The sequence below is a fragment of the Vibrio kagoshimensis genome, from assembly GCF_050337535.1.
Classification (GTDB): Bacteria; Pseudomonadota; Gammaproteobacteria; order Enterobacterales; family Vibrionaceae; genus Vibrio; species Vibrio gallaecicus.
Window position 1 is genome coordinate 73,791 of the sequence record NZ_JAKJSZ010000007.1, and the last position, 23,604, is coordinate 97,394.

A 23,604-nucleotide genomic window follows, 5' to 3' on the forward strand; every position below is an offset into this window, starting at 1 on the left:
CTCATTACTAAACCCCTAACTTCCAACCAAGAGTACGCATTACATCTGAGAATACACCTGCCGCAGTAACTTCAGTACCTGCACCATAGCCACGCAGTACCAGTGGAATTGGCTGGTAGTAACGACTGTAAAAGGCTAATGCGTTTTCACCGTCTTTAATCTTAAACATTGGATCATCACCATCGACAGCAGCAATGCGAACTTTACATTTACCATCGGCGATTTCACCTACGTAGCGTAATACTTTCCCTTCTTCAGCAGCAATTGCCGATTGTTCTTGGAAGTAAGCATCCGCTTCAGGTAAGCGAGCCATAAACTCTTCTACACTGCCTGAATCATCAAAACCAGGTGGAAGCGCTTGGTCAACTTCTACATCTTCAAGTTCTAATGCCATTCCTGCTTCACGAGCAAGAATCAGTAGTTTACGCGCAACATCCATACCTGAAAGATCATCACGAGGATCTGGTTCAGTGAAGCCATTATCTTTTGCGATATTCGTTGCTTGGCTTAGCGTCATACCATCATCTAACTTACCGAAAATATAAGATAACGAGCCAGATAAGATACCGTTGAATTTCTCTAATTCATCGCCTGCTGCAATTAAGTTCTGCAGGTTTTCGATAACAGGTAGGCCTGCGCCTACGGTTGTCTCATACATCAATTTACGACGAGAGCTACGCGCAACTTCACGCAACTGGTGATAGTAAGACATGCTTGCTGTATTGGCTTTCTTGTTAGGTGTAACCACGTGGAAACCAGCCGCTAAGAAATCAGCATATTGATCAGCAATAGTTTCACTGGATGTACAATCTACAAGAACTGGGTTAATGATGTGGTTTCGCTGTACTAATGCTACTAAGCGAGACAGACTAAATTCTTCAGTTGCACTCGACATACGGTCACGCCACTGTTCTAGAGGTAAACCTTCACTATCCAGTAGTAGACCTTTACTGTTTGCTAGACCACAAACACGAATCACAATGCCTTTCTCAGCTAGCTTAGTTTGCTGACGCTTAATTTGGTCAACAAGTTCACCACCAACACCACCAATACCAACAACGAATACATCTAGGAAATGCTTCGAGTTAAATAGGTTCTCGTGACACGCTTTAATCGCTTCAGAAATTTTATCTTCTGGGATTACCGCTGAAATTGCTCGCTCAGATGATCCTTGAGCAATCGCGACAATATTTACATTCACTTCAGCTAGTGATGAGAAGAACTGAGAAGCAACGCCGCGAGAAGTTCGCATACCATCGCCAACAAGAGTCACGATGGCAACGTTGTCCATAAACTCTACAGGTTCAAGTAAGCTGTCTTTTAATTCCAGCTCAAACGTTTCAGAAAGCACTCTTTGAGCTTTAGCTTTATCAGCAGATTCAATACAGAAACTAATGCTGTATTCAGAAGAAGATTGAGTAATAAGAACAATCGACACACCCGCAGAAGACATAGCACCAAAGACGCGACTCGCCATGCCGACCATGCCTTTCATGCCAGGACCGGAAACATTGACCATGGTTAGATCGCTAAGTGTCGTAATGCCTTTAATCGCCAGATTATCTTCACCTGTGTCTTGACCAATGAGCGTGCCAGCGCCTTGAGGATTAAAACTATTTTTAATCAGGCATGGAATGTGGAACTGGGCAATCGGGGCGATTGTTTTTGGGTGTAAAACCGATGCACCGAAATATGAAAGTTCCATTGCCTCTTGGTAGCTCAGAGATTTCAGTAATCGAGCATCATCGACTAACCGAGGGTCACAGTTATAAACGCCATCTACATCCGTCCAAATTTCACAACAATCAGCACGTAAACAAGCGGCAAGTACAGCGGCTGAATAGTCAGAACCATTACGACCAAGTGTAACCAGTTCGCCTTTATCATTGCCGGCAGTGAAACCAGGCATGATATTAACGTGACCTTGTGGAAGAGGAGATTGGCGGAAGTTTTGTGTAGAAACCTCAACATCAACCATAGCTTCAAGGTGATCACCTTGAGCAAATAGGTATTGTACAGGGTCAATTAGGCTCGCAGCCTGTCCTTTTGCCTCTAATGCAGCCTTCATTAACTGAATAGAGATACGCTCACCTTTACTGATGATACGTGCATTAACGTGATTCGGGCACATGCCCAAAAGGTTAATACCATGAACAAATTGACGAAGTTGAGCCAGCGAGACTTTCACTTGCTCTTCAAATGCCTCGCCATCAATAGAGGGTAATACCGTTTTGATCTCATTAAACAGAGACTCGAATGACGATTCAAGCTCGGTGATTTGATGTTCAGCTTCACCGTTATTCAAAGCTGCTTCAATAACCGCAACCAGTTTATTCGTTGTTTTGCCTGGGGCTGATAAAACAACCGCTACTTCTTCTTGTTGAGCATTGTTAGCAATGATATCTGCAGCTCGTAAAAAACGATCAGCATCAGCTAACGATGAACCTCCAAATTTTAGAACTCGCATCCCTTTCTCCATAAAATCAAAAAAATGGTATAAAAAAAGGCCTGTATCTTGTTGGATACAGGCCTTTTCTTGTTAATCCGTTACTTAGCAGCCTGCCCCAACAATAATAATGTCGGTAATAATAATGGTGGTGGTCATTACTAGGTGGCGTGTGTGCTGCATATTAAATTCTCTATGTTTGCTTACCTCTACGTGTATCAATTTTTCATGTGTGCCGTCAATCAAAAGTTGCGTTTTTTTTATATTCAGACGTTTTTTAAGGGCTGAGCTTCATTTCAATGAAAATTACACTTAACAGTTGCGAAGAATAGTTCTGAGTACACATCCCCTACACACCAGTGAGTCATGGTGCATATCACATAATATTCAGATATTAGGTCAATTTTAAAGCTAGCTTATTATTTGTGTGCTTTAATTATGAGGCTGTTAAAAATAATAATTTCGGACAAAGGAGTGGAGAGTGAGAAGAATACTATTTCTTATGATTTTTGCTGCGCCCTCAGTTTGTTTTGCCAATCAGCTTCCTCTCCTTCCAGGACAAGGTATCGAGTCCCCACATAAGCTCTTTATTTCTAGCCAAAATACATCAAATGATAATTTTGATGTATGGCAAGTAGATGGTGGCTACTCATACAATGTTTTCAACAACGTTGATTTATATGTAGGGGCAAGAATAAACACGTCTTATCTTAAGTCTGAAAATGGCTTTTTAAGCGGCGTCAGCTACCAACTAACAGAAAAAGTATCTGTAAAAAGTGCATTTCACACTTATAACACCAACAACGAAAATGAAAATGTGGTAACTGCTGAAGTATCCAGCCGAATGAGAGTGACAGACAATCTAGATATTCATGCCACTCTTGACTATGAAGAGTGGCAGAAAGGTATTGAAGTGGGTTTAGGCTTTCGCTTTTAGCGCCAATAAATACGCTAGGCGATTAACTTCTCTGATGATAATAAAATGCCATTCCAATCTGCATAAATATAATCACCCGGCTGTATTAGCTGGTTATGAATAGAGAGTGTCACATTCACCTCTCCAGCGCCTCGTTTCTCTGTTTTAAATGGACAAGCACCAAGAGCTTGAACACCAAGTTCCATTTGAGACATCATTGCAACATCTCTAATAGCACCGTTTACAACTATCCCTTCCCATCCATTTTCAATGGCTAAAATTGCTAACTGATCTCCCAAAAGAGCCTTCTGGCAAGAACCGTTACCATCTACAAATAATACTTTGCCAGTCCCATCTTTTTCGAGCATTTCGCGTACTTTAGAATTATCGTGATAGCAACGTACTGTGACAATTTCACCCCAGAACGCACCTTTTTGACCGTAGTTTTGAGTAGGAAGTCGAAGTAAAGTAACTTTACTTTCAAATTGGTCACACAAGTCCGGTGTTATATCGTGCATATATCCTCCATGAGATTAAACTATGCGAAGTGGCATAGCATTATGCATTTTTAGTTATACAGTTTAACCAGTTATAAAACACATTCAGTTACAAAGCAGGCTTTATAATTTATTAAATGAGTTTTTGCGTGTTTTATCGTTATCCTAATCTCTTTTACCAACAGTATTACAAGATCTTCCGACAAAACTCTACAAGTCATCTACAATTCTTTCATGTATAAAAATTCCAATATGTTAATTAACTAGTCAATTAACATACAGCTTAACTTGTAGCCATACTATTAGCGTTTGTTGCAAATCAGCAATTGATATAAATCAACAAAGTGAATGGAATTAACATTCTCGCATTGTTAGCATGCTGTTAACATTATAGAATTCGCAGCAATCACTAACAGAATAGTATTGGCGTACTTGGATATACGTTATTGGGCAAAGCTGCAAGGAAGGCGGATAGCGGGAAGTAAGTGTTTTTTTGAAAACTTTGAGTTATCATCAAAATTACATTACCTGTATGTTATTTTTTTGCCTAGAATTTATTCTATTAGCACAGTTTAGTCACAAATTTAGGTACCGCCAAATGCAAACCCCGCAGATTCTTATCGTTGAAGATGAGCAAGTAACTCGTAACACTCTTAAGAGTATTTTTGAAGCAGAGGGATATGCTGTTTTTGAGGCCAGCGATGGTGAAGAAATGCATCAAGTGCTTTCTGACAACCAAGTAAACCTGGTTATTATGGACATTAACCTTCCTGGTAAAAATGGTCTTTTATTAGCTCGAGAGTTAAGAGAACAAGCAAACGTAGCACTTATGTTCTTAACTGGTCGTGATAATGAAGTAGATAAGATCCTCGGCCTCGAAATCGGTGCTGATGACTACATCACTAAGCCATTTAACCCTCGTGAATTAACTATTCGTGCACGTAACCTTCTAAACCGTTCAATGAGCACAAGTGCTACAACTGAAGAAAAACGCAGCGTAGAAAAATACGAGTTCAATGGTTGGGTACTTGATATCAACAGCCGTTCTCTTGTTAGCCCTGATGGCGAAGGTTACAAACTGCCACGTTCTGAATTCCGTGCGTTACTTCACTTCTGTGAAAACCCAGGGAAGATACAAACACGTGCAGACCTTCTTAAGAAGATGACTGGTCGTGAGCTTAAACCACATGACCGTACTGTTGATGTAACTATTCGTCGTATTCGTAAACACTTTGAATCAATTTCTGGTACTCCAGAAATCATTGCTACGATTCACGGTGAAGGCTACCGCTTCTGTGGTGACCTAGAAGACTAACCACCTTTACGATAAGTTAGTTTTAGAAAGTGTTTTGTTTTCTAATAATGAAAAAGGAGCCTGCATAACAGGCTCCTTTTTTAGATTTATACTTAATAATTTAGTAAACAGTATCAACCTTCACATCATGCTCAACCAACCACTTTACCGCTTCACCATCTTTTAGTTGAACAGCAACATCAACAGGCTGTGTATCATCGACCTCTAACTGCCATTTAAAAGCGACTTCCCATTGAGTTTCACTATGTGTTCTTAATTCCAAATCGTTACCATCAATCAGCCAAGTTTCAGCACCCTGCTTAATTGTAAGCCCTTCAACAGCTAGCTCCGCCGGTAATTCTGACGTGGCTTGAAGATAAATAGCGCCATGCAGCATTTGGTCTTGTGCTTCACCAATGCTTGGCATTTTATTTATCCATAAGTTACTTTTCAGCACGACCGTCGCTTCTGCAACTTTAATTTGATTGTCTTGTTGCCACTCGACCTGAGTTGTTGAACAGCCAGCTAAAGCCAGCGCACATACCAATGCAATTTTTTTCATTTTTCTACCTTTGGTTTAACCAACTTTTGAGAACTTCAATATCGTGTTGATATTCATTATTTATTGAATCAACCCACCCAGATACGTTATCCCACCATCCTGGCATATCTGGTGATTGAGCTTTTTGAGCTGTTTTCTGGATTCGTTTTAAGCCAATAGAACCCGCAGCACCTTTAATTTTATGAGCCTCTGAAACAATACTTGCTTGATCTTTTGCTGCCATATTTGCATTTAAAATGTCCATATAGCCGGGCATCATATCTTCAAACATTTTTATACTATCAAGAACAGGCTTTGACCCGACAATATCAACATAAGACTCTAGCATGTCGATATCAAGTAAACTGGTATCAATCGAAGTAGGATTCTCCTGTGTTACTGACTCAAGACACTTCTTATTCGCTTTCGCATCTTCACCCAAACAATCGTCTGAATCAGCATCTTTTGGATACGTGTCAGATAGCTTAGAGTGGGAAACGTTAGAGCTTAACGGCTCATTACCTTTAATATTATGAGGAACAACTTCAACTAACTCGGCAATCACGTCTTGAATCGCTTTTACCGATAAGGGTTTACTGATCGCCTCATCCATTCCTTTTTGGAAGTATTCTTGTTTGTCACTCAGTACATTAGCAGTGAGTGCTACTAATGGCGGTAACTCTGGATATTTGTCGCGGTAGTACTGAGCCACATCAAAGCCTGTCATATCTGGAAGCTGGATATCCAATAGAACTAAATCATATTCTTCTGGGGTAAACTCAATTTGTGCATCTTTCCCTGTCATCGCAACTTTGACTGTGTGACCTAAACTTTCAAGTAATGAACGAGCAACCGTTACATTAAGTTCAATATCCTCAACCATAAAAATATTCAATTGAGACTGCTTTCTCGGAGTTTTGAGCAGCACTTTTTGATCGTTATGAACGGGAACGCGAATTGAAACAGTAAATGTACTACCAAAGCCTTCTTCACTGGTGACATCAATATCACCATCCATCATATTAATCAGCTGCTTAGAAACTGCTAAACCTATACCAGTTCCGACTGCGTGTAAGTTATCAGCGCCAGATTTCACCTGATAATACATCGCGAAAATCTTATCAACTTCCGCTTCAGGTATACCAATGCCGGTATCTTCAACTTCCATCACTATATTGGCAAATCCGTCTTCAACATCAGCGCTGACCGTCATCACCACACCACCATCTTTGGTAAACTTCATTGCGTTACTGACTAAATTCCAAAGCACTTGTCTTAAGCGAGTGCCATCAACTTCAATCGCAAGAGGAAGTTCAGACAATCTCTCTAAATCAAATCTCAGCCCTTTTTGCTCTGCCATTAACCCAGAGATACTTTCCATCTCTACGACAAAGTCTTCAAAATTCACAGGCGTAGGCAGCAATTCCAATTTGCGACGATCAAACTTATCCATGTCGATAATGTCATTAAAGATATTACCTAAAGTCACAGCACTGACTTTAATCGTCTGCATATGCTTACGCTGCTCTTGGGTTAAATGGCTATCAAGCAGCATTCGACTTAAGCCAATAATACCGTTTAGTGGCGTTCTTAATTCATGGCTAATGGTCGAGATAAAGGTTGTTTTATCTCGGCTCGCTTTTTCTAATGATTCTTGATGTTCTTTACGCTCAGTAATGTCTCGTCCAAAACCGACTAACCCTAAATGACGACCTTCTTTGCTATAGAATGGCACCTTACGTAATTCGAAGTAATTTTTACGACCATCGGGGTACTCCAGCCACTGTTCATAAGTTAAGGCTTGGTTATCGGCAAAAACTTTCTCATCGGTCTCAACAACTTGTTGTGCCACTTCTTTGCTGTATACGTCCCAAGGCGTTAAACCCACCAGATCTTTTTCTTTCTTTCCAGTTAGCTCTTCAACCGCCCGATTACACCCAGAAAAAACACCCTCTTCATTCCGGTAATAGATCAAATCAGGGGAAGCATCAATAAATGAACGTAATAACGCCGTGCGTTCCGCTAACTCTAGCTGAGTTCGCTCTCGTTGAAAGACTTCATTTTCAAGATCGTACATCGCTTCAGCACGTGCTTCTTCTGCCTTTTTACGCTCCTCAATCTCTTGATTCAGCTTTTCGATATTCAATTGAAGTTCATTGTTTAAATCCTGATCTCGGGAGCGCATATCACCAAGCTTAGAAACTAACTTAGCTAAACGCTGACGAGACTCTTCCAGCTGATCAACAACAACAGATAAGAAGTAAACTGCCCAAGGGGTAATCACAAGACCGAAGAAAACAGAACGGACAATATCGATATCATCAACATTGCCTTTTAAGGCTAAAGTGATTCCGACTTGAACCACAACGGCAAGAGCGACTAGAGCCAAGGCAAGTAAGATAGAAAAGCGGACAATTCCCAGTTTGACGAGAAGATCGACATAATACTGGGCGAGATTTTTCATGGGTTTCATTTAGCGCTCCATGCGATAAGACTAGCAATATTCTAACCTGTTTAGAGTCAGTAGGTAAGCTTGTCACATCACATGAAAGAGAGTGCCATTCATTTTAAATAAAAGGTAAATTCTATAAATGAGCAATAGAGAACCTAAGCTTAAAACATAGATGAAGGATGAACACTGGTTTGGTTTCTACCATCGGCTTTTGCTTGATAAAGTGCGCTGTCTGCAAGAGCAACCGCAGATTCCATTTCATCACTAGGTCTAGGGACAAGCGACGCAATACCTAAGCTCACTGTTAATAGATTAGATACTGTAGACTTGTCATGTTGAAGACCTAGCTTTTCAACTTCGTCATGAATCCTTTGTGCCACTAACTGAGCACCTGTAGCCGTTGTATTCGGCAGGATAAAGCCAAATTCTTCACCACCATATCGTGCTACACAATCAGAAGAACGATTCAGTACTCGAGTAAAGGCTTGAGATACTCGAATTAAAGCGTCATCACCTTGCTGGTGTCCATAAAAGTCGTTGTAACCTTTAAAGAAATCGATATCACACAGCATTATAGTAATCGGGATATTCTCACGGATATGATGATGCCAAAGTGTCGTTAACTGCTCATCAAATCGACGTCTGTTAGACACCTGAGTCAAACTATCTATAAAGCTTAAACGTTCCAGTTCTAAATTCGCTTCTTCGAGCTTTTGTTCCGCTAGGTAACGCTCAGAAATATCGCGAGCCATAATGAGTACACCATTAGTTCCTGAAGCTGGTTCCCTAAATGGAGATTTAACTACGTCATACCAAGTGTAGTTACCTTCACTGGACTGAACTTTGTCGATATAACGTAAGGACTTTCCATGATGAAGCACTTGAGTATCGGTTTCGGATAATCTTAGATACATATTACCGGGAACCACATCTTGCAAGCGTTTACCTATCAAATCATTGACATCTGAAATGCCAAGAGCACGAACAAATGGTCGATTACAAGCTTGGTAGACCATGTTTTCATTGAAGATCCCAATAGAGTCAGGGCTAGACTCTAGGATATTTTGCAGAATAGTATCTCTCTGCGCCAGCGCTACCTCTGTATCTTTACGCTTTTCCATTTCGGCGCGTAATTGCTGCTGCATATCATGCCAATCCGTCACATCATGACTGATCGAGAGCACTCCAATATTGTGACCATTTTCAGAAAGTAAAACGCTTTGATAAGTTTCCAGCAAGCAACTTTTTCCATCTTGATCAGTCGTCCATGATCGTTCGCTTACTCGACCTTTAAGCATCCCACCGGACACATTAAATGTGCCTTCCTCAGGTCTACCATGCCAAAACCTTTTGAACGAGCGGTTACTCGCGACTAATTTGCCACTTTCATCTTTCACATAAATTAATTCAGATAAAGAATCTAGAGCCGTCCGAGCTACATTTAGAGCTTTAATTTCTTCCGACTGCTCTTCTTGAGAATTTTGATGTGGGGATGCGTAAATCATCCACACACGCTTCCCGCGGAAGAACACTTTTCTACCTGAAAAATTGACTTTAAATGATTCAAACTCTGATGATGTCCAAAGTGAGACTTGCTCAAAAGATTGTGATTGTTGGTGACTGGATAAATATTGCAGGAAGTTATGTTGGCTTTCTGTTGTCGGATAACGGAAGCTAATTCCAATAAGGCGAATTCCAAGAAGCTGCATAGCAGGTCGATTTGCTTGCAACACTTCTCCAGAACGCAGGTCAATAAAACAAATTGCGGAAGGTGAGTCTAAAAGGATATTGGCTAAGTGGGTTTGGTAGCGAGAGTAAACAAACCAAAACATTAAAATGCACAATAGAATAATTACGATATCAAAGCCGTAGCCATACGTATTATCCCACAACCAACTTTTTAGCAGTTCCATTTACACTCAATACATCTACCTATTCAATAGATAAAATATATCACTAATTGACTATTTTATCTGCTGTTAAAATTGGCAGTGTATATTCAAAAGGTTGGGCGACCTTCATACCTTGAGGACCTGATTTATCAAGTGCTCTGCCTATTTCAGTCATCGCTAACCAGCGATTCTCACACCATAATGGTGACAATAATGTGGGTCTTCTTGCTGCGGACGATACTCGATGAAACACAATGTCAGCTGGTGTTCTTTGAATCAGCTCACAGGCAATGTCGACATATTCTTCTAGCGTAGGCGCCTCTAATTTACCCGCTTTCCATGCTTTCGCCATGGTGCTGCCTTCAACAATATGTAGACCATGTAATTTAATACCATCAGTGCCTACTTCAAGCACCTTCTTTAGCGTTTCTAAATTATCGGCTTTCGTTTCTTTGGGTAAGCCAACAATTAAATGCGTGCAGACTTTTATTCCTAAGGCACGAGCCCGCTGAGTAATATGTTCATATATGGCAAAATCATGCCCACGGTTAATACGCTTGAGTGTTAAATCGTTGCCAGTTTGTAGACCTAGCTCAAGCCAGATCTCATAACCTTGTTGAACATAACCTGACAATAAATCGAGTACCGAATCCGGTACACAATCAGGTCGAGTACCCACGCATAAGCCTACAATATCGGCTTCGGGAGCCTGCAGCGCTTCTTCATACATATTCTTTAGCACTTGAACTTCTGCATAGGTGCTTGTGTAAGCTTGAAAATAAGCCAGATACTTTTTAGCGCGGGCGATCTCTCCAGCTCTATCGCTTAATTGAGCAGCAATACTTTGAATTTGAGTCTCTTCATCAGCAAAAGACGCAACATTACAAAACGTGCAACCGCCTTTTCCTATCGTGCCATCTCGATTGGGGCAGCTAAACCCACCATGTAAGGTTAACTTATGGACTTTCTCACCATAACGGCGCTGTAAGTCTTGTCCTATGGTGTTGACTAGCTCGTGCAGTTGCATTGTTGAACCCTGTTGCAAATCGAAATGAATATCATTAAGATTTGTGTAATAAAATTACGGTAATGAAAATAACTAAGGGGCAATTTTAATTAGATAAAAACGATATGCGTTATACCAAGTCAATAAACATGCAAAAATAATGCGTTACATTCGACTTATTAGGCAAAATACACACATAACTTCTATTTCCAGTGTAAAAAAAATGCGCTGCGATCTACTTTTGTTTGCATTTCAACCTCACAAAATTGTAGGATACTTACAGTTTTGGCGGTTTATTTGTATTTCCAACTACAAAGAAACTCATCGAAACATCGGTGTTTCCCTAACCCCACCTATATGAATCACTAGATTGTGTTCAAATTTAACTGGAAAACACCAAGGATTGTTTTTCTCGCAATATTTTTCTGCGGGATACGGAAAGGACTCAAACTAACTCACCAAGGGTTAGTTTTAGATTCATAAATATAAAAGGACAAGGCTCATCATCTGTATATAAGCGGAGTTGTGCCTAGAATAAACTGGAAGGATGTATCTATGGTAGATAGAGAGCAGAGTGCACAGGGCATGTATACTCCAGAATTGGAGCATGATGCGTGTGGTATCGGTTTTGTCGCTCACCTAAAAAACCGTAAATCTCATGATGTAGTAACTCAAGCCCTCGATATGCTAGCGCGTATGGAACACCGTGGTGGTCAAGGTTGTGATCCTTGCTCTGGTGATGGCGCAGGTATCTTGCTACAAAAGCCCCATGAATTTTTACTTGAAGAGTCGGTAACGCTTGGAATTAAGCTTCCTTCTTTTGAAAAGTACGGTGTTGGTGTTGTACTTTTCCCTAAAGATGAACACAAGCGTGCACAGTGTCGTGATATTCTTGAGCGTAATGCTCAGCGTCTAGAACTTGAAGTTTTAGGCTACCGTGAATTACCAACTGACAACTCAATGATCGGTGCAGATCCACTAAGCACTGAACCTCAATTTGAACACGTATTCATTTCCGGTGGCCCAAGTACCACTCCAGAAGAACTAGAGCGTAAACTTTACGTACTACGTAACTACACGGTTCGTGTATGTTTAGAAAGTGTGTCTAACATTGGCGATGATTTCTACATCAACTCAATGTCATATAAGACTCTAGTTTACAAAGGTCAGTTAACGACGGAACAAGTTCCTCAATACTTCCTAGATCTTCAAAACCCAACGATGGTAACGGCACTTGCGCTTGTTCACTCTCGTTTCTCAACAAATACATTCCCTCGCTGGCGTCTAGCTCAACCATTCCGTTACATCGCTCATAACGGCGAAATCAATACGGTTCGTGGTAACTTGAACTGGATGAAAGCACGTGAAGCGATCATTGAATCTGATCTTTTCACTAAAGCTGAAATCGACATGCTTCTTCCTATTTGTCAGGAAGGCAGTTCAGATTCATCTAACTTTGATATGGCATTAGAGCTCCTAGTTCTTTCTGGTCGCAGCCTGCCACATGCGTTGATGATGATGATCCCTGAAGCATGGCAAGAAAACAAAAACATGGATCCTACACGTCGTGCGTTCTATCAGTACCACGCGAATGTAATGGAACCTTGGGATGGTCCGGCTTCTGTATGTTTCACTGATGGTGTTCAAGTTGGCGCAACACTTGACCGTAACGGTCTGCGTCCTTCTCGTTACACAGTGACCAAAGATGACTTCCTTGTGATGGCTTCTGAATCTGGCGTTGTTGAAATTGAACCTGAGAACGTAGAGTTCCGTGGTCGTCTGCAACCAGGTCGTATTTTTGTTGCTGACCTAGAGCAAGGTCGCATCATTTCTGATGAAGAAGTGAAAGATGGCATTGCTAACTCACAGCCATACGAGCAATGGGTTAAAGACAACCTATTAAGCTTGAAAGAATTGCCTGAAGCAGATAATGCACACAGCCAACCTTCTCCTGAAAAACTGATGCATCACCAACAAGCTTTTGGTGTGAGCTCTGAAGAAGTGAACGAGATTATCGTTCCTCTTGCGAAGACTGGTTATGAACCACTTTCTGCTATGGGTGCCGATTGGCCACTAGCGATTCTTTCTCACCAATCTCAGCATCTATCAAACTACTTCAAACAGTTATTTGCTCAAGTAACTAACCCGCCTATCGACCCGATTCGTGAGCGCATGGTTATGTCTCTGAACACTTACCTAGGTAAAGACCAGAACTTACTGGCTGAAACGCCAGAACACTGTCAAAAAGTAGAACTAGAATCTCCAGTACTTTCAAACGCTGAACTTGAAAAACTTCGCGCTATCGATAACGAGCACTTACAAGCTAAGACGCTAGATATCGTTTTCCGTGCAAGTGAAGAAGAAGGCAAACTTGAACGTGCTCTTAAGCGTATTTGTCAGTATGCCGAAGATGCAGTAATCGATGGTTACTCAATCATTCTTCTAACTGACCGTGCAGTTAACTCTAACCACGCAGCTATTCCAGCAATGCTGGCTGTTGGCGCCGTTCACCACCACCTAATCCGTAAAGGTTTACGTGCGAAGTGTGACATCGTAGTAGAGACTGGCGACGCTCGTGAAACGCACCACTTTGCAACCTTAGTCGGTTACGGTGCTAACGCAGTTAACCCATACCTAGTGACTGAAACGATCATTGATCTTCAGCGTACTAAGAAGCTAGACCCTAATCTATCGGCTGAAGAACTGTTCGACAACTACCGTAAAGGTGTTAACGGCGGTCTTCTTAAGATCTTCTCTAAAATGGGTATATCTACGCTTCAGTCGTACCACGGTGCTCAAATTTTTGAAGCTCTTGGTATTAGCAAATCTGTGGTTGAAAAATACTTCACAGGCACAGTTTCTCGTATTCAAGGCCTGACTATCGATGACATCGCGAAAGAAGTATTGGTTCGTCACCGTGTGGGCTACCCGACACGTGAAATCCCAGTACAAGTTCTAGATGTTGGTGGTGTTTACCAGTGGAAACAACGTGGTGAAAAACACTTATTCAACCCAGAAACAATCTCTTTGCTTCAAGAGTCAACTCGTAACAAAGATTACGTTCAATTCAAGAAGTACGCGAAAGCCGTTGATGACCAAGGTGACAATGCAGCAACACTGCGTAGCCAGCTAGCATTCATCAAAAATCCAGCAGGTTCTATCCCTCTAGCGGAAGTTGAACCTATTGAGAATATTTTGAAGCGTTTTGCTACAGGTGCGATGAGCTTCGGTTCTATCTCACACGAAGCACACTCAACACTTGCTGTCGCAATGAACCGTATCGGTGCTAAATCTAACTCAGGCGAAGGCGGTGAAGACCCAGTTCGTTTCGAGCGTAAAGAAAATGGTGATTGGGAACGTTCAGCAATTAAACAAGTTGCTTCAGGTCGTTTTGGTGTGACTTCTTACTACCTATCTAATGCTGATGAACTTCAGATTAAGATGGCACAAGGTGCAAAACCTGGCGAAGGTGGTCAATTACCTGGTGATAAAGTTGATGATTGGATCGGTGCAACGCGTCACTCGACTCCGGGCGTAGGTCTTATCTCTCCACCGCCACACCACGATATCTACTCAATCGAAGATTTGGCTCAGCTAATCTACGATCTGAAGAACGCTAACCGTGCTGGTCGTGTAAACGTGAAGCTAGTATCGGAAGCAGGTGTTGGTACGATCGCATCAGGTGTAGCAAAAGCAAAAGCTGACGTTGTACTTATCGCTGGCTTTGATGGTGGTACAGGTGCATCTCCAATGTCATCTATCCGTCATACCGGTCTTCCTTGGGAGCTAGGTCTAGCGGAAACTCACCAAACACTACTGAAGAATGGTCTACGTAACCGTATCGTTGTTCAGTCTGATGGTCAGATGAAAACACCTCGTGACCTTGCAGTAGCAACACTACTAGGTGCTGAAGAATGGGGCGTAGCAACAGCAGCATTAGTTGTTGAAGGCTGTATCATGATGCGTAAGTGTCACAAAAACACTTGCCCAGTTGGTATCGCAACACAGAACAAGACCCTTCGTGAACGTTTTGACGGTCGCGTAGAAGACGTAGTGACATTCTTCCAATACATGGCTGAAGGTCTACGTGAAGTGATGGCAGAACTTGGCTATCGCACAATTCAAGAAATGGTTGGTCAATCTCAGAAACTGAAAGTTCGTGAAGATATCGGTCACTGGAAGTACAAAAACCTAGATCTAACGCCTGTTCTACATATTGAACCTGCGCGTGAAGGCGATGGTATTTACAACCAAACACAGCAAAACCATAACCTAGAAGAAGTTCTAGACCGCAAGTTGATTCAAGCTGCAATTCCAGCACTTGAGAAAGGTGAAGCTGTTAACGCTGAATTCCCTATCATCAACACAGACCGCTCTGCGGGTACCATGCTGTCTAACGAGATTTCTAAAGTCTACAAAGACCAAGGTTTACCTAAGCCAATGAATGTTAAGTTCTACGGTAGTGCAGGTCAGTCTTTCGGTGCATTCCTTGCGAAAGGTGTGAAATTTGAAGTTGAAGGCGACGCGAACGATTACTGGGGTAAAGGCTTATCTGGCGGTACGCTAGTACTATACCCTGACGCAAAATCTTCTATCGTAGCTGAAGACAACATCGTTGTAGGTAACGTTTGTTTCTACGGTGCTACATCAGGTGATTCTTACATTCGCGGTATGGCTGGCGAACGATTCTGTGTTCGTAACTCTGGTGCGAAGGTCGTTGTAGAAGGCGTAGGTGACCACGGTTGTGAATACATGACTGGTGGTGTCGCGGTAATCCTTGGCTCTACAGGTCGTAACTTTGCGGCTGGTATGAGTGGTGGTGTTGCGTATGTTTGGGATAAAGCAGGTGACTTTGAAACCAAGCTTAATGCTGAACTGGTCGACCTAGATCCAATCGAAGCAGAAGATAAAGCTCTGCTAAAAGAAATGCTAACTAAGCACGTTGAATTCACAGGAAGTGAAGTTGCTAAGTCTTTCCTAGACAACTTTGAGGTAAGCATTCAATCACTGGTTAAAGTAATGCCACGTGATTACAAAGCGGTACTTCAAAAGCGTAAGGCTGAAGCACAACAGGCACAAACGGAAGAAGTGGAGGCAGTATAATGGGTAAGCCTACTGGATTTTTAGAACACGGTCGTGAGCTTCCAAAGAAGCTCGACCCATCAGTTCGTATCGAAGACAACAAAGAGTTCGTTCTTAACGAAGAGTTTGGTGAAAAGATCGGTACTCAGGCATCTCGTTGTATGGATTGTGGTGTCCCTTTCTGTCACAACGGTTGTCCGATTGGTAACATCATTCCTGAATTCAACGATGCGGTTTACCGTGATAGCTGGGAAGAAGCTTGGAACATCCTAAGTTCTACAAACAACTTCCCTGAATTTACAGGTCGTGTATGCCCTGCTCCTTGTGAGAGTGCATGTGTACTTGGTATTAACCAAGATCCAATCACAATCTGTAATATCGAAAAAACGATTGTAGAAACAGCGTACCGTGAAGGGTACGCCAAACCAAAAACACCACGTTCTCGCACTGGTAAAACAATTGCGATCATCGGTTCTGGTCCTGCTGGTTTAGCCGCGGCTGAGCAACTAAACAGTGCCGGCCATACCGTTACTGTATTTGAACGTGACGAAAAAGTAGGTGGTCTGCTGCGTTTTGGTATTCCTGACTTCAAACTAGGTATGGACGTCATCGACCGTAAGGTTGACCTGATGGCTCAAGCTGGTGTGAAGTTTGAAGTTAACCAACACATTGGTGTGAACGTTAATGCTCAACAACTTCGTCAAGAATTCGATGTTGTACTGTTAACGGGCGGCTCAACGGTTCCTCGTGATTTACCAATCCCAGGTCGAGAGTTCAAAGGCGTTCATTTCGCTATGGAATTCTTAGGTCAAAATAACCGTCGTGCAAATGACTTAGAGCTTAAGACAGAAGAAATTCACGCTAAAGATAAGCACATTGTGGTTATCGGTGGTGGTGATACCGGCTCTGACTGTGTAGGTACTTCAAACCGTCATAAAGCAGCGAGCATTACTCAGGTAGAGATCATGCCGATCCCGCCAGAGAAGCGCCCTGCTAATATGCCTTGGCCTCAATACCCTATGATCATGAAAACAACCACTTCCCACGAAGAAGGTTGTGAACGTCACTGGAATATTCTGACTAAAGAATTTATCGGCAACGATAAAGGTGAAGTAACTGGTCTACGAATTGCTGACATCGTATGGCAAGACGCTAAGCCTGGTGAACGTCCTGGTTTTGAAGAAGTAGCAAACTCTGAGCGAGTAATTCCATGTGATATGGCATTCCTAGCGATGGGCTTCTTACATCCAGAACCAACAGGTGTACTTGCTCAACTAGACATCAAACTTGATGATCGTGGCAATGTAGCAACGCAAGGTTTTGCAACTAGCCAAAAAGGCGTATTTGCAGCAGGCGATATGCGCACAGGTCAATCACTTGTTGTTCGTTGTATTAATGAAGGCCGTGAATGTGCTCGAGAAATAGATGGTTATCTAATGGGTGGGACCAATCTTGAAGCAAAATCTGATTCACTAATGCTTTCAGCGTAAATAATTACAAGCTGCATTAAATAGCAGCAATCCTTCCAAATTTTTAGCCAGCATTTTATGCTGGCTTTTTTTGTACTTATCTTCCGGCAGGATACTTTAATACTGTCCGTAGCCACTTCGAAAGCAACTACTTAACTATTCACCTCCCCTCATTGAAATGATAATAAAATGTTAAATATCACTTACAAGTACGACGTTACTTCTTTCAACAATATGAATTTATAAAAAACTCAAATAAGTGATTATTTATTAAGAATTATTCGCAAATAGAGTTTATTGCCAAACTAAGTTTATCAAACAAGTTTATACAATATAAAAAACCAATCACCCCACGCAAATTAAGTAATAATTATGCAATATAGGTGATGAACCATGATAAATAAACTTGCCAACCAAGAAATGCCATGATAATTATTGAGATCGCTTTAAGAGTGAATAGGAATCGTTCTTAAATAAAAAGCTGAAGGATTCGGCACTGTAGTGATACAAGCCAAAGGAACCCGCAGTCTAGACTGCAAGCAATCAAGGAAATGATCGAATGAATCAGGAATATCGCTCGCTGTATGATCGCGAGCATGAGCACTCGAGTTGTGGGGTAGGATTCATCACAGATAAAAGTGGTGAACAAACTCACGATTTACTCGCACTTGCTCATCAAGCTTTATGTACTATCCCACACCGTGGCGGCATGAATGCTGAAGGGATTGGAGATGGTGCAGGGGTCAATATCGACTTATCCGTCAATTTCTACCAAGTCTTACTTTCTCAAGATCAATTGAGTAAAGGTGATTTTGGTGTCGCTAACTTTTTTTTCCCTTTTAACCAATTAGAATTTGACGCCGCCAAACAACTCATTGAACGTACGTTGGCTAAATTCGACTTAGCCATCGCACTCTGGCGAGAAGTCCCTGTATCAAATAAAGCGATTAACCAAGCCTCTCAAAAAGTACAGCAAGCGATACAACAAACCGTATTTATCAATGATCGTGAAGGTCGATCCCCAGAAGCCTTTGAACTAGATATCAATTTAGCATTGAGTGAGCTTGAATCTATTGGCTTCACGGACGATAAGCTGAATGGCTTTTATCCACTCTCTATGAGTTCAAAGACTCAGGTTTATAAAGGTCGTCTCAATTCTTGGGAAGTCGTACCTTACTTTAAAGATTTAAGTCATTCTGACCATCAAATTACAACGCTATTTTTCCATACTCGCTTTTCAACCAATACCGCTCCAGCCACTATGATGGCACAGCCTTTCCGAAGAATGGCGCACAATGGCGAACTCAACACCGACAAGAAAAACCGTTTAAGCGAAGATGCAATTGCTCGTCAGCAGCACAAAAAGGTGATTTTTCCTAAAGGACAATCTGACTCGGCTCGACTTGATCAAACCTTAGCTAGACGCGTTGTTGAAGATGAACTGGACATCGTCACAGCCGTGCTAGCAATGATGCCACCAGCTTGGGAAAACGATGAAAATCTTTCCTCTGAAGTTAAAGCAATGCTGGAATATTTCAGCCTTTCAGAAGAGAAAAACGATGGACCTGCTGCTCTGATCTTCTCTGATGGAGTCAAGGTAGGCGCTAGGCTGGATCGCCTTGGTCTACGTCCTCTACGTACTGTAGAAACAGAGCGATATCTCGCAGTAATGAGTGAAGCTGGTCAAATAGACTTCCCTGCCGATCAAGTTACTCGATTTGGTCGAATTCAAGCGGGTGGCATGATCTACTTTGATCATGCGACAGGGCAGAGTTATGAAACAAAAGAAGTGCTTGAAACCTTAGCTAAAGAGCGCAACTACACTGCCCTACTAGAGTCAGCAAGAATAACGTTGGATGATCTTGAGCCTAGTACTTTAGAACAAATTACTGAAAACAAAACCTTCAGTTCTTACAGCCGCCATGTCGCTTATTCATTAAACCAAGAAAGCTTCAAATTCTTTTTAGACCCAATGATTGAGACTGGTGCGGAAAAGATTACCGCAATGGGCTTTGGTCTTGCTCCTAACGTTTTAACTGACGAAGAAGGGGGAATGTCCAAATACTTTAGTCAACGTTTTGCTCAAGTCACCAACCCTCCTTTAGACTCATTAAGAGAGTCTGACGGTATGACGTTAAGGGTCGCTTTAGGTGCGAAGCCAAACTTTAGCTCGACAGACAACACCCAGCTAGTTTTGCAATCTCCGATTGTATTACCGCAACAGTTAGAGCAAATACTGGCACAAAAACACATATCTATTGCGAATTTTGACGCCCTATTTACGCCTACTCTCAACAGTAGAGAAGGCAATACTGAAAGAGTGAAAGAGTCCTTATCACAACTTTCTGATGATGTTGAAGCTGCTGTACGAGCTGGTCACAGCATCATTGTTTTAAGTGATAAAAATATCGCGAAAGACAAAGCAGCGTTACCCGCAATCCTTGTGGCAACAACAATAAACCAGCGATTGATCAAGCAAGGGCTACGTTTTGACGCCAGCGTGATCTACCAAACTGGACAGGCTGCTAGTAGCCACGATATTGCGTGTATCCTCGGTTTTGGTGTCTCTGCGGTATGTCCGATTTCAGTACATCACCGAGCAATGACACTATCCAAGAATCAATCGGTCGAAGTCGGATTAGCAAACTTCAAGAAAGCATGTGAAAAATCGCTAATGAAGACCATGGGTAAGTTTGGTCTTTGTACTGCAGAAAGCTACATCGGAGGCGAGTTCTTTGAATCGAACTTCCTTGATACTGATTCAGACAACTTAAAAGCGTATTTTCCAAACATTAGCTCACCGGTGGGTGGTGCTCAATTTGAAGATTTGGCATGGAGTAATGCCAAATGGCACTTTAAGGCTCTTGCGATTAACGAAGAAAATCAGATCCCACTCTTAGGTTTGTTTAAAGAACGTCAAGATGGAGCTGGTCACAGTTTTGGTAATACTGCGGTTCGTGAGTACATAAACATGACTCAAGAGACCGTTCGTTACATCGATCAAGAACAAGCGGAACAAGCGTTAGAATCAGCGGTCGTGACCAATGCAGATATTGCCTACAAAGAGTCTGGCTATGAAAAATTAACGCCAGCTCAAATTGATGCGTTTACAGTTACACCATCGTACCGCTCTTTCTCTCAAAGCCTTTATAAAGAACGGGAAACTCGCCCGGCAGCACTTCGCGATATCCTATTGTTACCTTTAGATTTTGGTGCCATTCAAAGCGCTAATGAGTTTTCTCACTTGCTAGATCGATTCCATTTTGAAGGGAATATCGGCTACCTATGGTCAGGCTTAAACGTCACACCACACTCTAGTGACACTCATGTTTTTTCTCTTGAATTACATAAGCCTGAGAATATCAACGCACTCAAAATTGCAATAGAAACAACGTGGGTCAATACGATCAATAAAATCTGGTTAGAAGGCAACGTTCTTTTTGTGGATGCCAAACCAGATCTTTCACGTTTTCTAAGTCGAGTAAAAGCTGCTAGAGCACCTATCGAGTTGAGTGATGTTGCTCCAGCGCACAAAATCACTCCAACATTCGCTTCTGGCGCAATGAGCCATGGCGCACTTAACTCCAACGCTCACCAAGCTGTCGCGCAAGGTACCAACATAGCTGGTGCAATGAGCAACTCCGGAGAAGGGGGCGAGCACTCTTCTCGGTTTAACTCGATCAAAGCCAGTAAGATCAAACAGTTTGCTTCTGGTCGATTTGGTGTTTGGGTCGGCTACCTAGCCGATCCTTTACTTGAAGAAATCGAAATAAAGATAGCTCAAGGTGCAAAACCAGGAGAAGGTGGTCAACTGCCTTCCCCAAAAGTAACCGTAGAAATTGCAGCCGCACGTGGCGGAACACCTGGGGTAGAACTAGTCAGCCCTCCCCCACATCACGATACTTATTCTATCGAAGATTTGGGGCAACTGATTCACGATGCGAAAGCTGCGCGAGTCAAAGTTATCGTCAAGCTCGTGTCTTCTGAAGGTATTGGTACCATTGCTGTTGGGGTAGCTAAAGCCGGAGCTGATGTAATCAACGTCGCGGGTAACACTGGTGGTACGGGTGCTGCTGCAGTTACTAGTTTGAAAAATACAGGTCGAGCAGCTGAAATTGGTATATCTGAAGTGCACCAAGCCTTAAGTGAAAATGGGCTTCGAGAAAAAGTAACGCTACGCTGCTCCAATGCGCACCAAACAGGTATTGATGTTATTAAGTCAGCTATCATGGGTGGGGACTCATTCGAGTTTGGTACCACAGCCCTCATGATGTTGAAATGTGTGATGGCTAAAAACTGTAACGTCAAATGCCCTGCTGGATTAACAACTAACCCTGAACTTTATCAAGGTGATCCACGAGCGCTTGCTCAGTACTTCTTAAATGTTGCTCATGAAGTCCGTGAATACCTCGCTAAACTTGGATACTCAAGCCTAAGAGAGATTCGTGGAAAAACTGAATTACTTCACCTAGCTAACCACCACAGCATTGTCGGACGCCTTAATGTCACGGGATTGTTGCGTGAAGTTAACGAGGTGAAAATTGAGAAACCCGTTTATTTAGAAGCTGACTTTACACCTGATGATGCACTGATTGAATCACTGCTCAATGACTACTTTGAAACAGAGCAGCAGAACATTGTTTTAGATGCAGGTAAGCTCAACAACCGTAACAAATCGACAGGTGGCCAGCTATCTATCGATATTGAGCGCAACCTAAACTATAAAGGTATTGCTACAAACCACCCTTCCGTTAAGCATGCAAGCAACGGTAGACGTTATCTTGATTCCGAGTCTGTCGTCGTAAAAAGTCATGGTAGCGCGGGCCAAAGCTATGCCGCTTTCAACAATAGCGGCTTAGTCATGGAGCATACTGGAACCTGTAATGATGGTGTCGGTAAAGGTTCAAGTGGTGGTCATATTGTTGTTCGCTCACCAAGTAACAATGCTCTTTCTGCGGGCAACAACGTTCTTATTGGTAACTTCGCTTTATTTGGAGCGACAGGCGGTCAAACCTTCATTGAGGGCGAAGCAGGAGACCGATTCGCAGTTCGTAACTCAGGGGCTGTCGCAGTAGTCGAAGGCGTCGGTGACTTCTGTTGTGAATACATGACGAACGGTTCTGTAATCAATTTAGGCGGCTATGGGAAAGGTTTTGGTAATGGTATGTCTGGTGGTGTGAGCTACCAATATGACATAAATGGAAAATTTGCAGCGAGCTGCAGCAAAGATTCAGTGATGACATTACCGCTAATTGAGCATAGTCCTGGCTATGAAGATGCGCTGAAATGGCACTTAGAGCAACACATTCGCTTTACCGGCTCTCTCAAAGCACAACAAATCTTGTCAGATTGGGCAACCAGCAGAACTTTATTTACTTTGGTTCTTCCTTTAGCGCTCGTTCAAAGCCAACACCCAGAAAGTATTCTTGCTGCCCACCCCCGTAAAAAAATGCTCGAAGAGCTGATTCACGGTGAAGCGAGTCGCCTAATGGAAAACATTCATTTTGCCTATCGTGATGCTACATCACTATCAAATGGCTTAAGCCCTCAATATGGTGAAATGGATAGTTCACTCATCTGTGATCTTTTAGCACAAAGCGGTGTGTTACATCGAGCTCATCAGCTGGTGCAAGCACAGGGTAATAATGAAGCATCAGAACAAAACCGACTCATAAAGCGTATGTTCGAGCTTAAAGACAAAAAGCTTCTGGATTCCATATTGAAAGATGTAAAGGAAGCTATTTCAAATTATAAAGATGACGAGCTATCAGTGCTGCTTGCCCATAAGCGAGTTCAAGACTACAAAGCGTCTCTTACAAGACGTGATGTCTGGGACACTCACTCACGTGGTACTGCTGTATGGATCATCGCTCGTGAAATAGAAATCAACAAGCAGATGAGTGATATAGAGCCACTTAACCAACGCTTAGCGACTCAATATTGTCACGCCTTTGCTGATGTTATTCGATTTGAAATTGAACAAAATAAAGAAGCCCAAACAGCCTAAGG

The 23,604-nt window shown here is 42.2% G+C and carries 11 protein-coding genes and 1 other annotated feature; of the genes, 5 read left to right on the forward strand and 6 right to left on the reverse strand.

Annotated elements, in window-relative coordinates; genetic code table 11:
* Positions 1-7: 7 nt before the first annotated feature.
* Positions 8-2,467: a bifunctional aspartate kinase/homoserine dehydrogenase I gene (gene thrA, locus L4C37_RS07910; RefSeq protein ID WP_137374525.1), complete on the reverse strand. Its 2,460-nt coding sequence runs from the start codon at positions 2,465-2,467 to the stop codon at positions 8-10.
* Between the two features lie 30 nt (positions 2,468-2,497).
* Positions 2,498-2,616, reverse strand: a sequence feature (Thr leader region).
* A gap of 311 nt (positions 2,617-2,927) precedes the next feature.
* On the opposite strand from thrA, the gene L4C37_RS07915 reads away from it, so the two are divergent.
* Positions 2,928-3,383 (forward strand): ribonuclease regulator, encoded by a 456-nt coding sequence (locus L4C37_RS07915; RefSeq protein WP_429768292.1) that lies wholly within the window; start codon positions 2,928-2,930, stop codon positions 3,381-3,383.
* 14 nt (positions 3,384-3,397) lie between these two features.
* Here the strand turns inward: L4C37_RS07915 and L4C37_RS07920 are convergent, their stop codons facing one another.
* Positions 3,398-3,880: a putative 4-hydroxy-4-methyl-2-oxoglutarate aldolase gene (locus tag L4C37_RS07920; protein ID WP_429768293.1), complete on the reverse strand. Its 483-nt coding sequence runs from the start codon at positions 3,878-3,880 to the stop codon at positions 3,398-3,400.
* A 577-nt stretch (positions 3,881-4,457) separates the two neighbouring features.
* Between L4C37_RS07920 and arcA the strand changes: the two genes are divergently transcribed.
* Entirely contained in the window at positions 4,458-5,174 is a 717-nt protein-coding gene (gene arcA, locus L4C37_RS07925; RefSeq protein WP_137374522.1) for a two-component system response regulator ArcA, read from the forward strand.
* 100 nt (positions 5,175-5,274) lie between these two features.
* Here the strand turns inward: arcA and L4C37_RS07930 are convergent, their stop codons facing one another.
* The 4 genes from L4C37_RS07930 to mnmL all read right to left on the reverse strand — a co-directional run bounded on the left by L4C37_RS07930 (position 5,275) and on the right by mnmL (position 11,065).
* Positions 5,275-5,715 carry a hypothetical protein gene (locus L4C37_RS07930; RefSeq protein ID WP_273293550.1) on the reverse strand — a complete coding sequence of 147 codons (441 nt, stop codon included), beginning with the start codon at positions 5,713-5,715 and terminating at the stop codon, positions 5,275-5,277.
* A 4-nt stretch (positions 5,716-5,719) separates the two neighbouring features.
* Positions 5,720-8,167, reverse strand: a complete 2,448-nt coding sequence (gene arcB, locus L4C37_RS07935) for an aerobic respiration two-component sensor histidine kinase ArcB (protein WP_429768294.1) — start codon at positions 8,165-8,167, stop codon at positions 5,720-5,722.
* Between the two features lie 140 nt (positions 8,168-8,307).
* Positions 8,308-10,059: a diguanylate cyclase domain-containing protein gene (locus tag L4C37_RS07940; RefSeq protein WP_372264470.1), complete on the reverse strand. Its 1,752-nt coding sequence runs from the start codon at positions 10,057-10,059 to the stop codon at positions 8,308-8,310.
* A 43-nt stretch (positions 10,060-10,102) separates the two neighbouring features.
* A complete protein-coding gene (gene mnmL, locus L4C37_RS07945; RefSeq protein WP_429768295.1) occupies positions 10,103-11,065 on the reverse strand; it encodes a tRNA modification radical SAM protein MnmL/YtqA in 963 nt (320 codons plus the stop codon).
* 534 nt (positions 11,066-11,599) lie between these two features.
* Between mnmL and gltB the strand changes: the two genes are divergently transcribed.
* The 3 genes from gltB to L4C37_RS07960 all read left to right on the forward strand — a co-directional run bounded on the left by gltB (position 11,600) and on the right by L4C37_RS07960 (position 23,602).
* Positions 11,600-16,147 carry a glutamate synthase large subunit gene (gltB, locus tag L4C37_RS07950; protein WP_137374517.1) on the forward strand — a complete coding sequence of 1,516 codons (4,548 nt, stop codon included), beginning with the start codon at positions 11,600-11,602 and terminating at the stop codon, positions 16,145-16,147.
* On the forward strand, positions 16,147-17,616 hold the full coding sequence (locus L4C37_RS07955) for a glutamate synthase subunit beta (protein WP_137374516.1): 1,470 nt from the start codon (positions 16,147-16,149) through the stop codon (positions 17,614-17,616). Before gltB ends, L4C37_RS07955 begins: the two co-directional genes overlap by 1 nt.
* Before the next feature lie 538 nt (positions 17,617-18,154).
* Positions 18,155-23,602, forward strand: a complete 5,448-nt coding sequence (locus tag L4C37_RS07960) for a glutamate synthase-related protein (RefSeq protein WP_429768297.1) — start codon at positions 18,155-18,157, stop codon at positions 23,600-23,602.
* Positions 23,603-23,604: the final 2 nt, after the last annotated feature.

Coding starts and splice junctions, on each gene's coding strand:
- thrA (WP_137374525.1), bottom strand. CDS start 2,467: ATGCGAGTTCTAAAATTTGGAGGTTCATCGTTAGCTGATGCTGATCGT.
- L4C37_RS07920 (WP_429768293.1), bottom strand. CDS start 3,880: ATGCACGATATAACACCGGACTTGTGTGACCAATTTGAAAGTAAAGTT.
- arcA (WP_137374522.1), top strand. CDS start 4,458: ATGCAAACCCCGCAGATTCTTATCGTTGAAGATGAGCAAGTAACTCGT.
- L4C37_RS07930 (WP_273293550.1), bottom strand. CDS start 5,715: ATGAAAAAAATTGCATTGGTATGTGCGCTGGCTTTAGCTGGCTGTTCA.
- arcB (WP_429768294.1), bottom strand. CDS start 8,167: ATGAAACCCATGAAAAATCTCGCCCAGTATTATGTCGATCTTCTCGTC.
- L4C37_RS07940 (WP_372264470.1), bottom strand. CDS start 10,059: ATGGAACTGCTAAAAAGTTGGTTGTGGGATAATACGTATGGCTACGGC.
- mnmL (WP_429768295.1), bottom strand. CDS start 11,065: ATGCAACTGCACGAGCTAGTCAACACCATAGGACAAGACTTACAGCGC.
- gltB (WP_137374517.1), top strand. CDS start 11,600: ATGGTAGATAGAGAGCAGAGTGCACAGGGCATGTATACTCCAGAATTG.
- L4C37_RS07955 (WP_137374516.1), top strand. CDS start 16,147: ATGGGTAAGCCTACTGGATTTTTAGAACACGGTCGTGAGCTTCCAAAG.
- L4C37_RS07960 (WP_429768297.1), top strand. CDS start 18,155: ATGAATCAGGAATATCGCTCGCTGTATGATCGCGAGCATGAGCACTCG.